Origin of the sequence: Cetobacterium somerae ATCC BAA-474 (genome assembly GCF_000479045.1) — a bacterium.
GTDB classification, from domain to species: domain Bacteria; phylum Fusobacteriota; class Fusobacteriia; order Fusobacteriales; family Fusobacteriaceae; genus Cetobacterium_A; species Cetobacterium_A somerae.
The window spans coordinates 29,774-41,967 of record NZ_KI518171.1 but is presented as its reverse complement, the minus strand read 5'-3'; the positions used below and the strand labels follow the sequence as shown (position 1 = coordinate 41,967).

Annotated in this window: 12 protein-coding genes; 4 read left to right on the top strand and 8 right to left on the bottom strand. The window is 28.9% G+C overall.

Annotated features, from left to right (window positions below; translation table 11 throughout):
* From HMPREF0202_RS15515 to HMPREF0202_RS08245, 3 genes are all read left to right on the top strand, one after another.
* A partial coding sequence (locus HMPREF0202_RS15515) for an SDR family oxidoreductase (protein ID WP_023050428.1) occupies positions 1 to 192 on the top strand: 192 nt, incomplete at its 5' end.
* A gap of 22 nt (positions 193 to 214) precedes the next feature.
* Complete coding sequence (locus HMPREF0202_RS08250; protein ID WP_023050427.1) at positions 215 to 1,768, top strand: extracellular solute-binding protein; 1,554 nt, start codon at positions 215 to 217, stop codon at positions 1,766 to 1,768.
* 60 nt (positions 1,769 to 1,828) lie between these two features.
* Positions 1,829 to 4,741 (top strand): chondroitinase family polysaccharide lyase, encoded by a 2,913-nt coding sequence (locus HMPREF0202_RS08245; RefSeq protein WP_023050426.1) that lies wholly within the window; start codon positions 1,829 to 1,831, stop codon positions 4,739 to 4,741.
* Positions 4,742 to 4,785: 44 nt separating this feature from the next.
* On the opposite strand, the gene HMPREF0202_RS08240 is transcribed toward HMPREF0202_RS08245, so the two are convergent.
* The 8 genes from HMPREF0202_RS08240 to HMPREF0202_RS08205 form a co-directional block, all read right to left on the bottom strand.
* Complete coding sequence (locus HMPREF0202_RS08240) at positions 4,786 to 6,183, bottom strand: sulfatase family protein (protein ID WP_023050425.1); 1,398 nt, start codon at positions 6,181 to 6,183, stop codon at positions 4,786 to 4,788.
* A 175-nt stretch (positions 6,184 to 6,358) separates the two neighbouring features.
* Positions 6,359 to 6,676, bottom strand: coding sequence for a hypothetical protein (locus HMPREF0202_RS08235; RefSeq protein ID WP_023050424.1), 318 nt, complete (start codon positions 6,674 to 6,676; stop codon positions 6,359 to 6,361).
* A gap of 2 nt (positions 6,677 to 6,678) precedes the next feature.
* Positions 6,679 to 7,086 (bottom strand): hypothetical protein, encoded by a 408-nt coding sequence (locus HMPREF0202_RS08230; RefSeq protein ID WP_023050423.1) that lies wholly within the window; start codon positions 7,084 to 7,086, stop codon positions 6,679 to 6,681.
* A 2-nt stretch (positions 7,087 to 7,088) separates the two neighbouring features.
* Entirely contained in the window at positions 7,089 to 7,481 is a 393-nt protein-coding gene (locus tag HMPREF0202_RS08225) for a hypothetical protein (protein ID WP_023050422.1), read from the bottom strand.
* Positions 7,482 to 7,591: 110 nt separating this feature from the next.
* Positions 7,592 to 9,013 (bottom strand): BglG family transcription antiterminator, encoded by a 1,422-nt coding sequence (locus HMPREF0202_RS08220; protein ID WP_023050421.1) that lies wholly within the window; start codon positions 9,011 to 9,013, stop codon positions 7,592 to 7,594.
* 106 nt (positions 9,014 to 9,119) lie between these two features.
* Positions 9,120 to 9,473, bottom strand: a complete 354-nt coding sequence (locus HMPREF0202_RS08215; protein ID WP_040406952.1) for a hypothetical protein — start codon at positions 9,471 to 9,473, stop codon at positions 9,120 to 9,122.
* Positions 9,474 to 9,651: 178 nt separating this feature from the next.
* A complete protein-coding gene (locus HMPREF0202_RS08210; RefSeq protein WP_040406950.1) occupies positions 9,652 to 10,005 on the bottom strand; it encodes a hypothetical protein in 354 nt (117 codons plus the stop codon).
* A gap of 151 nt (positions 10,006 to 10,156) precedes the next feature.
* Positions 10,157 to 11,128: a LacI family DNA-binding transcriptional regulator gene (locus tag HMPREF0202_RS08205; protein ID WP_023050418.1), complete on the bottom strand. Its 972-nt coding sequence runs from the start codon at positions 11,126 to 11,128 to the stop codon at positions 10,157 to 10,159.
* Between the two features lie 233 nt (positions 11,129 to 11,361).
* Between HMPREF0202_RS08205 and HMPREF0202_RS08200 the strand changes: the two genes are divergently transcribed.
* Positions 11,362 to 12,194, top strand: an 833-nt coding sequence (locus HMPREF0202_RS08200; protein ID WP_023050417.1) for a glycoside hydrolase family 35 protein, incomplete at its 3' end; no start/stop codon positions are given.

Below are 12,194 nucleotides of genomic sequence, written 5' to 3'. Positions count from 1 at the left end.
ATAGAAACAGCAAATACAGCACCAATTAGAGCCGATGAAAAGAGAAATGCAGAAATATTAGGAAGAATACCAGCAGGAAGATGGGGACAAACATCAGACCTTGTAGGGGGAGCAATATTCTTATCATCAAAGGCAGCAGATTATGTAAATGGACATATTCTAGCTATAGATGGTGGATGGTTAGTTAGATAATAAATAAGGGGAGAAAGTTATAATGAAGAGAAAAATAGCAATGGGAGCGTTACTTTTATCAGCGCTTATGTTTAATGGATGTTCAAAAGATGGGGATTCAAAAAGTACAGGAACAACAAAAGATAAAAATCTTTCAGTGTTTCTAGTTTTTAATGGAATGCCTTTAAATGATGAGTGGGAAATATACAAAAAAGCTGAAGAGGCAACAGGAGTAAAAGTAAAATCATATGCATCTAAAAATAATACAGATTCTACACAAGCTTACAATCTTATGCTAGCTTCTAATGATTTCTCGGACATTATAGCTTACAGAGTTCCAGATTTAGAAAAATTAGGTAGCGATGGTGGAATGATTCCTTTAAATGATTTAATAGATAAGCATGCACCAAATATAAAAAAGTTTATAGAGGAAAATCCACTATATAGAAAAGATATGTATTCTCTAGATGGAAAAATATATGCAATTCCAACATACTATGATTTAGATAAACTAAGTGTATCATCTGGACTTTTCATAAGAACAGATTGGTTAAAAAAGTTTGGATTGCCAGTTCCTAAAACATTGGAAGAAGCTGAAAATGCTTTAACAATATTTAAAGAGCAGGATGCTAATGGAAATGGAAGAAAAGATGAAGTTGGAATCTTTGTTCGTGGAAATATTCAAGCAGCATTAAATAACTTAACAGGAATTTTTGGTGCAAGACCATACAAAACATTCTATGTAGAAAATGACCAAGTTGCTTTTGCAACTTTAGATCCAAATTTTAAAGAAGCAGTTAAATTATCAGCAGAATGGTATAAAAAAGGTCTGATAGACAAAGAGGTTTTCACTAGAGGTTGGGGTGCAAGAGATGCAGTATTACCAACAAATATTGGAGGAATGACTTTAGATTGGTTTGGAAGTACAGCTAGTTATAATAGCTTAGCAACAACGCAAATACCAGGATTTGAATTTTATCCAATAGAGCCTCTTCAAATAAAAGATGGAATGAAAAGTGTTGCTGTAGGAAGAAATACAACTCCAGAGATTGGTTGGGGAATATCAGCAGCTTCAAAGAATCCAGAGCAAGCTATTAAATTTATGGATTGGTGGTTCTCTGAAGAGGGAAGAAGAACTTGGAACTTTGGTATTGAAGGAAAACATTATACTATGGTAGATGGAAAACCAGTATTTACAGATTATGTATTAAACAATCCAGATGGAAAAGGACCTTTAAAAGTTTTACAAGAGGTTGGTGCTCAAGTTTCAGGACCAGGAGTTCAGCAAGATGCAGACTATGAATATCAATACTCAAATGATATAGCTAAGCAAGGGTTTGATATGTATATGAGAAATGAAAATACAACAATGCCACTACCAATATTAAAATACAGTCCTAAAGATGTAAAAAAATTAGAAAAAATTATGGCACTTGTAAATCAAACAACAGAGGAATATATGCAAAAATGGATTTTAGGTGTTTCTGATATAGACACAGATTGGGATGCATATATTAATAGAATCCAGCAAAATGGTATAAATGAAGCAGTAGAACTTGTACAAAAAGGATATAACCACTATAATAGTGTTAAATAAAAACATAAAAAACTAGGTAGATATACCTAGTTTTTTTATAGGCATAATAAGGGGCGCAAGATGAAAAAAATAATATTAGGAGTTATGATGTTAACGGGAATTTTGTATGGACAAGAAGTCAAAGTATATCAATTTGAAAATGAAATACCTAAAAATGTAGAAACAAATATAAAAGATTCAATATCAATTACCAAAGAGAAGTATAAAGATGGAGAAAGTTCTTTAAAATGGAAGTTTAAAAAGGGAGAAACTTTAAATATTTTAGGTGATGTAGGGTACACAGTTTTTAAAACAGGAGAACAAGAGAAGGCTAGAAGTAGTTATAGTATGTGGATATATAATGAAAATCCAATTGATGGAGAACTACTAGTGCAGTTTAAAAAAGATGGAGTAGTAAAATGTTGGTTTCCAATAAAAATGAACTTTAAAGGTTGGAGAACTATGTGGGTTCAATATGATAGAGATATGAAAGGTGAACCTATCGAAGGGATGAATGAGATAACTTTTGTAGCTCCTAATGAAGGTGGAGAGATATTAATAGATCAAATTATACCATCAGTATTGATAGATCCAAGACACAACGCTAGAGATGAGCAGGTAGATTTTATTAATTTAGAGGCAGATACAGCAGCAAATGCTCACTGGATGGCACTATATAAAAACTATAATCAAATAGATAGAAATCAGAAAAATATAGTTTTAAGTAAAAAAGATATAGAGGGAATAGAAAAAGTTGAAAAAAGATACAGAGAGAAACTGTTAAAAAAAGTTCAAGTAACACCTGAGCTTATAACTGAAAAAACAGAGGAATTTTCAGAATATAAAAAAATAAACTTAGAGTTTATTCAAAGATTAGTTATATATAAAGATTTAAAACCTGAAGAAAAAGATAGAATAAAATATATTGCAACAAAAGAGTTTGGAATCTACTTAAGAGAGTTAGCGTACATGTACAATTCTGCAGATAATAAACAGGAAAAAGATACAATAGCTAAACTGTTTAACGAAAGTTTAGAATATATGTATGATCAAGGTTGGACAAAGGGAAGTTCTCAGGGAACAATCCATCATTTAGGATATCAAATGAGAGAGATTTATGAAGCAATCTTTTTAATGAAAGAGCCTCTAATTAAGTTAGGAACAGTAAATAAAGCTAAAGAGATGGTAACTTGGTATAGTGCTATGGGAATGATATATACACCTAAAGAAAATTTAAGAATAAATATAGACGTATTAAATACAATGTTACCAGGTATGTTAACAGCTATACTTTTAAATGAAAACCAAGAGAAAGAGGGAAGAGAGTTGTATCAATTACAGAGTTATTTAATGAACTCTATAAACTATTCTCCAGGAGTTTTAGGAGGATTTAAATATGATGGTACAGTCTTCCATCATATGCAAAACTATCCAGCTTATGCAAAGGGGGCTTTTGAAGGTTTAGTTCCTATAATATACTATCTAAATGGAACTCCTTATGCAGTTACAGGGAAACAGTTTAAAATAGTAAAAGATGCAGTATTAACAACAAGGTTATATTCTAACAAGTACAATTATCTTTTATCTTTAACAGGAAGACATCCCAATGGAAAATTCAAAATAGATGCAGAAAGTTTTAGATTAATGGCTTTAAGTGGAGAAAATAGTGTAGATAAAGAGCTGGCAGAAGCTTACTTAAGACTTTCACCTCAAGGGAAAAGCGTAGAAAAATTTAAAGGTATGGGGTTAAAAGAGGAGACTGCTCCAAAAGGTTCGTGGACAATGAATATGGGATCTCTACAACTTCATAGAAGAGATGAGTGGTTAGCAGGAGTAAAGGGCTATAGTAGGTATTTAGTGGGGAATGAGACATATATAAAAAATAATCTTTATGGCAGATATATGAGTTATGGAGCTTTTCAAATTTTAGAAAGTTCATTAAAAGAGAGTGGATACGTACAAGAGGGATGGGACTGGAAACACTTTCCAGGAACTACAGCGATAGATGTACCTTTTGAAAAATTAAAATCTAGTATCTCACAAGTGGATACTAAAAGTGGAGTAGAGGAGATGTTGCTTTCAGATGAAACTTACTCAGGAGGAAACTCTTTAAATGGTAATGGCATGTTTGCAATGAAGCTTCACGAGCATCCAAAATATGATGGAACCCATAAAGCTAGAAAATCGGTGTTTTTCTTTGATAATAGAGCTGTTTTACTTGGAAGTGGAATTGAAAACAGTGATAGTGAAAATGAAACTCATACAACACTATTTCAAAACTATCTAGGACAGAATATGAAAAATAGTTATACACAAAAGGAAGATACAATAATAGATTCTCAAAACAATATGTATAAAGTTGTAGAGGGAGATATAGTTCTAAAAAAAGGGAAACAGGAATCAAGGGATCAAAATAGTGGTGAAAGAACAGAAAATAACTATGAGTTAGCTTATATAAATCATGGGAAAGCACCTAAAAATGGAAAATATCACTATAGTGTTTTAATAAAAGGCGATGAACAAAAACAAGAGAAATTCAAAAAGAACCCTAAATATGAGGTTTTAAATCAAGATAATAATAGTCATATTGTTAAAGATTTAAAAAGTAATATGACAGGGTATGCACTATTTGAAAGTGGAAAAGTACAAAATAATGGATTTATTGAATCAGTAGATACTCCTTCAATGATTCTTCTTCAAGAGAGGGATAAAGAAATTCAAATGAGCTTTGTTGACCCAGATTTAAGATTATATGAAGGGAGAGATAAGGAGCAGTATGATGAGAATGGAGTTATGATTGAGAGAAGTATATACTCAAGACCTTGGATTGGAAATATAGGAAAAGAGCATACAACTTTAGTTGTTTTAAATGGAAAATACACTACTGAAGATAGTTCAAAAGTAAAATCTGAAATAGATGGAGATTTTACAAGATTAAGTATTACCTCTAAAAATGGAGAGGTAGTAAATATTGTATTAAAGAAGATATCATAAAATAAAGAAGTATGGCATTTTAATGAGCCATACTTCTTTTTCATTTAAACAGTTATTTTAATAAAAGGATCGTTATGTTTTTCTCCCCATGTTATTAAGTACTCCTTTAGATACTTAGTTTTATCATTTAAAGGAATGGGATTTAATTGATACTCATCTTTAGTATTATCATATAAAAACTCTTTAGGAATACCATTTCCAGAGTAATCATTAAAATATACGTAAGTATATTTCTCATCAATTGCAGCTCTCCATCCGTAAGCTAAAGTATCTAATCCTCTTTCTTTAAGAGAGTTTAAAACTTTAGGGTTTCCAGTATAACATGCAGAGATAGCAATATTATCTACTTTTTCACCTTTTAAAGTAGGAGAGAGATCAACGCCTTCCATCTCTTTAGGAATACTTAAATCTAAAAGAGATAGTATTGTAGGAGCTATATCAGATCCTGAAAGAGGTGTAGTTATTTTTCTATCTTTATATCTATCTCCATGAGAGAGCATAAATGGCACAGAAACAGCTTCTTCAAACCAAACATGTTTACTCCAAAGTCCATGAGAGCATAACATCTCTCCATGATCTGAAGTTACTATAATTATAGTATTTTCAAATAGATTATTCATCTTAAGGTAGTCAACTATCTTTCCAAAGTGTTCATCTATACCTGTTATAGCAGCATAATATTTTTTTACGGACTCTAAATAACCAGCTTCATCTAAAGAGAATGGAGTTATAGTTTTTGGATGATCAACGATATCTTCTAAAATAACATTTTCTCTTTTTTCAACTTTAACATCTTTATACATATCCACATATTTTTGTGGAATTAGATCAAGAGGTGTATGAGGTGGATTCCAAGATAGGAAAAGAGCAAAGTTATCCTCTTTATTTTTATCGATAAAATCTAAAGCTATATCTGTTTCATGTTCAACAGACCATTTGTTAATATTGATCATCTCAGGAGAGTCCATCCAGTAGTGAGGAGAAAGGTGGTTATCATCAGCACCATAAGAGTACCAAAAGTCAAAACCATGTCTTTTAGGACCAGGTGGTGTAAAAGCATCCCAATCCTTAGCTCCTGAAAGAGGAAGAGTATCATCTTTTTTTTCAGGTTCATCTAAATGCCATTTACCAATATATCCAGTTTTATATCTATTAGTTTTTAAAATATCCCCAATTGTAACTTCATTTTCCTTTAAAAATATATTCTCGAGACCAGGTTTACAGTTTGTAATAACTCCATGAGATATAGGATTTTTACCTGTTAAAATAGTCGCTCTATTCGGTGAACAAAGAGGACAGCTACTGTAAGCTTTTTCAAATATTGCTGCTTCATTAGAAAAAGCATCAAAGTTAGGAGTTATAACAGGTTCTTTTTTCATAAAGCCTACTGCTTCTCTTCTCCATTGATCTGCAAAGATAAATAAAAGATTTGGTTTTTTCATAAAATCTCCCCCAAGTAAGTAGTTGTTTTTCTTTTTATAATATCCCTTGTGAAAAAATAAGTAAATATTCTATTTTCAATGCATAGGTTAGTATTTTAAAAGAGGAAAAGTGTATATAAAAAAGAAAAGAGCCCAGACTTTATATAAAGTCCGAACTCTCGGGGGCTAATATATATTAATAACCATAGTATGGCTGTGGAACAGGTCTATAATAGTCATTATTATAATTATTATTGTAATTATTGTTATAATTATTATTAGCAATGATTCCACCAACAACAGCAGCACCGACAATAGCAGCACCAATGGCTTTTTTTCTACGCTCTCTTTTTACAGCTCTTCTAATATCTTTTCTAACTTCTTTTCTAATTTCATGACGAACATGAGCTTTAACAATCTCGTGTTTTACAACAGGAGGTAAAGGTCTATGATATCTAGCAAAAGAAGTTGTTGTTAAAATAATAAGCATTAATATTGATAAAAATTTTTTCATACTTACACTCCTCCATGTTCTAAGATTTTCCCAAAGTTAAGAACTTCATCTTTATTAAATACAATGTAGTCCTCTGTACCAGCAAAATCTAAAATAAGAATACCTTGTTTTTTATCATATTGAAGATGATAAAATTGCAAAGCACTTTCTTCAGGATTATTAGCGTTAGCTATAATTCCAGGGATTTGATATCTTGGAGCGCCATCTTTAAATGTATTTATTAAAACAGATTTAGGTAGACCAAAAGTAACAGTAGCACCAGTTTTTGTTTGTAGGGCAAAATAAGCATTGCTATTTTGTATAAACATTCCAATTTTATCAGTTTCTGTAGGGATATTATTTTTAACAATATCTGCAGCAAAAATATTTATAGAAGTTAAGATTCCTAAAATTACTAAAAACTTTTTCATAGTTATTTATCCCCCTTAACAGCTTTAAATATTTTATTTGTTTCATCCTCTGTAAAATTAATAGTAAAATCTTCATATGTTGGCTTTACTATTAACTTATTATCTAAAAAAGTTACATTATAAAGTTCAGAATCTAATTTATTCTCATCTAAACTATCATAAAATCCTAAAACCTCATTTTGTTTAATACCTTTTTGAGCATCTAAAAGTACATCATTTGCTAAACCAAAAACATAAGCCTCTCCTGATTTACTAGCTAAAGCTATATATGTGGCACTTTCAACTTTTTCAATTTTCAATTCAGGAAAATTCATTCCACCAACTTCATTTTTAATATCTGCACTAAAAATATGTGTAGATACTAAAAGGGTGATTATAAATAAATTTTTTTTCACTATAAACTCCTTCGAAATATTTTACTGATTAAGAATATAGGACATAATAGCATATATTTCAAAGAATGAGGATTTGAAAAAAGTTACTAATTTTTGGTATCAAAATTCAATTACTTTATAATTAAACTAAGTTGTGAAAATTCAAAGCTATCATCTAGAAAACAAGCTCTATTTATCTTAATTAATGGTATATTAAGTTTAAAGTTTTGTAGATCATCAATGGTTATAATATAATCAACTTGAAAAACATCCTCTAAAAGAGAGTTGAGTTCATAACTTTCAATAATTTCTACAACTTCAATATAGGAGAAGTTTTTTAAATATTTTGAAAGAAGTTTAGCGTACATATGATCAAATGTATCATCAACAATAGCTACTCTTTTATATTTATCTCGATCTAAAATATTGTTGTTTTGATGTTTTTTCAAAATTATTGCTAGATGTAAAATATCCTCTAAATAGAATTTAGGAAAAATATTATGGATAATCTCTTTTAGCTTTTTAAAAGTTTCTTTTTGAAGCTTATTAAAAGAGTAAACCTCCTTATTTTCATAGAAGTTATATCTACTTTTAAAATCTCCCACTCTTAAAACATTAGAAACTCTCATTTTAGTTTCTAGATTATTATTGAGCTCTAAATTAAAACTCTCTTTGATTTTATCCATAAATAGTTTAGTAGATTCATTTGGAGTTTCATAAATTTTAATATCTAAATAGAATAAAGTTTCAATAATAGAGTCTAGTTCGTAAGACTTTAAGTAATCTAATCCTCTAATTTTTAAAAAATTTAGAGTTTTACCATAGTTTTCATGATATGTAACTTTTTTAGGTGAAAAATATTCATCTTCAAAAGTTATTTTATTTTCTCTAGTAGAATTAACTAAAAGTACAGCAACAATTTTATAAAAATCCTCTGGAACTAAGGTAACAGAGATACTGTTTAGTAATCTTAAAACAAAATTTTTATTGTATTCAATTAAATCTTCGTTTATATATTTATATATTAAGTCGGTAAAATGCTTATGGTTGATATTTTTATTAATTAAATATTTACTTAAATATATAGCAAAAATCTCTCTTATTTTAGCTTCGTTTCCTTTTAGAAAGATACCTCTACCAGAGATACTCTCTATCTTTATACCCTCTGATTCTAAATAGAGTTTTATATCTCTTAAGTCATAATTAAGAGTTCTTCTAGTAGTCTGGATAATATCTGTATTGATGTTTAGATTAAGAGTATTGTCAAAAAAAAGTTGTAATAAAAGATAATCTTTTCTTTCAGTAACAGATAGTGGAGCAAACTGCAGAATCTCTTTAATTTTATTTATAGAGGATGAATCCAAAAAGAATAAGTCTTTTACTTTTTGAATTCCTTGAATTTCATTAAGAGCTAAAAAATCATTGATAATATTTATATTATTATCAATAGAACGTTTTTTTATATGTAATATTTTTTCTAAATCAGAATAGCTAAATTTATTTAAAGAAAAAAATAAGCTTAATATATGTAGAGACTTTTTATTTAAAAACATTTTTCCACCTTTCTAAATATTGTTTTAATATTATGTGATAATGTATATTTTACAGTAAAGTCTAAATATATACAAATAAAAAAATGAGCTTTTCAGCTCATTAAAATTAAGATCTTATTTTATCTAACTCTTTTTCAGTTACAAACATTGTATTATTTTTAGTTTTAATATATAAACCATCTCCAACTCTATCTAAAGTAACTACAGCTTTTCTATCAACATCAAGAATAATACCATTTTTTTCAATATCAGCAACAGACATAATTTTACCTTTTCTAGTCATAGATTTTAAAATGTCAGTTTTTTTAACTTTAAAAGTTAAGTTAGGAATTCTTGATTCAAAACTAATTTGATTCCCATCATTATAAGCTCTAATTTTTGTCATGTTACCATTAACTGAACCAGCTAAAGCTGTTAAACTTAAAGCAGCAGTTAATACAAGCATTTTTAATTTTCTCAATTTGTTTCCTCCTAAAATCTCTATAAATAGTGTATAAGTATCTGAGTAGCGATGATGTTTATTATATAGATATGAGAAAAAAATATCAATTTGAAATTAAAGACTAAAAAAATGCTATAAAATTTCAAAAGAGAAAATAATAAAAAAAGACTGAACTTACAAAGTTCAGTCACTTTAATTATCTTCTTATTTTATCTAACTCTTTTTCAGTTACAAACATTGAGTTGTTTTTAGATTTTATCCATAATCCATCACCTTTTCTATCTAAAGTAACAACCACTTTTCTATCAACATCAAGAATAATACCGTTTCTTTCAAAATCAGCAACAGACATAATTTTACCATATCTAGTCATAGCTTTAAAAATATCTACTTTTTTAACTTTAAAAGTTACGTTAGGTATTTTAGATTCAAAACTAATTTGATTTCCTTTTTCATAAGATCTTATTTTTGTCATTTTTCCATTAACTAAACCAGCAAAAGCACTAAAACTTAAAGTGGCACCAAGTATAAGCATTTTTAATTTTCTCAATTTATTCCTCCCAGAATATATATAACAATGTATTTGTTTTTATATTAATAATATTGTATAAATTATACATTTGTTATAAAAAAATATCAATTTGAAAAACAATGACAAAAAATATGTATAAAATTTCAATAATTTTATAAAATATGAATTTTTATTTCGAATTATAATGACAACTTGATCTTTTAATTAAAATAGGATTAAGACTTTTTTGTATAATAGTTTTATTCCCATTTAAAAGATAATCAATAGCATCTTCCATCATTAAATCCACAGGGTGTCTAATACTTGTAATATTTAAAGCTGTAGATATAATAGTATCATCGAAACTTAAAATAGATATATCTTCAGGTATGGATAACCCTTTTTTTCCCAGTTCTTTTATTAAATTTAAAGCAATAACATCATTAGATGTTATAAAAGCTGTAGGAAAATCTTTTAAAGAGTCTAGTTTTGAAGATAAATTATCAAGATGACTATTAGTGACATCAGTTTCTATAAACCACTCATTTGAAAATTTTAAATTCTTTTCAGAGAAAAACTCTTTTACTCCTAAAAGTTTTATATTTTTTTTATCAGCTCCAATAAAACTAATTTTTCTATGATTTAAATTATAAAGATGCTCTGTGGCAATCTTTCCACCTTGAAGAAGAGATGTATAAACACATGGATAATTTGGTAAGCTGCAATCTACAATTACAAAATTTTCATTTTGCTTTTTTAAAAATTCAAGATTTTCCTTTGCTACAGGAGCAATAATGATTCCATCCACATTTCGAGCTTGTAGATTTAAAATATGCTCTTTTTCCAAAGTTTTATCTCCTCCAGAGTTGAGAATAATAACTGTATATCCATTTTCTCTAGCTGCTTTTTCAACATATCTAATCATCTCTAGGTAATAGTAGTTAGATAGATCAAAAAGTATAACTCCAATTATTTTAGAAGAGCTACTTCTTAAGGTTTTAGCACTAGAGTTTGGTTTAAAACCTTGATCTAAAATTATTTTTTCAACACGAGCCCGAACTTCGGGGTCTACAGTTGGATTTCCATTGACCACTCTTGATACAGTGGGTTGAGAAACACCAGCTAATTTTGCTATATCTTTCATAGTTAAAGTTTTTTTCATAGAACCACCTTTCAAAAGTTATTGTGAACTCAATTAAAGTATTTTTTTATAAATTTGTCAAACAATTTTTTTTATTAAATATTCCTCTTGACAAAAATAGATTCATAGAATAAACTCGTATCAAGAATACGTATTCTTATAAAAAATAAAGTTTTTATAGAGTATATTCGATAAAAAAGAATTAAAATAAAACATAATTTTAAAAAATAGAGTGGTAAAAATAGGGAGGAGAAATGAGATTTGTAGAGGAACATATAGAGATAGATGGAGAAAGAACTCTTCTTATATCTGGAGCGATGCATTACTTTAGAACTTTACCTGAGCAGTGGAAGGATAGACTTGAGAAAATAGCATCAGCAGGTTTTAACTGTGTAGAAACTTACGTACCATGGAATCTTCATGAACCTAAAGAGGGAGAATATAACTTTTCAGATATGTTAGACCTTGAAAGATTTATATCTTTAGCTGATGAAGTAGGACTTTATGTTATTTTAAGGCCATCTCCATATATATGTGCAGAATGGGAGTTTGGAGGGTTGCCACCATGGTTATTAAAATATCAGGGAATAAGACTTCGTACCATGGACTCAACGTATATAGAGAAAATTGATAGATACTATGATACTCTAGTTCCTAAGTTCACAAAATATCTTTCTACAAATGGAGGCCCAATAATAGCTGTTCAAATTGAAAATGAGTATGGAAGCTATGGGAACGATTATAAGTACTTAAGTTATTTAGAAGAGGCTTTAATAAAAAGAGGAGTTAATGTGCCACTATTTACTTCAGATGGTCCAACTCATTGGATGTTATCTGGAGGAACATTACCACATATTTGGAAAACAATAAATTTTGGTTCAAAGACAGAGGAGTCATTTGAACTATTTAAAAAATATCAAAGCAATATGCCAAAAATGGTTATGGAATTTTGGATAGGATGGTTTGATCATTGGGGACAAGAGCACATAACTAGAAAAGGTGAAGAGGTAGCAGAGGAGTTTAAATATATGTTAGAAAACAATATCTCTGTAAACTTCTATATGTTCCATGGAGGAACTAACTTTGG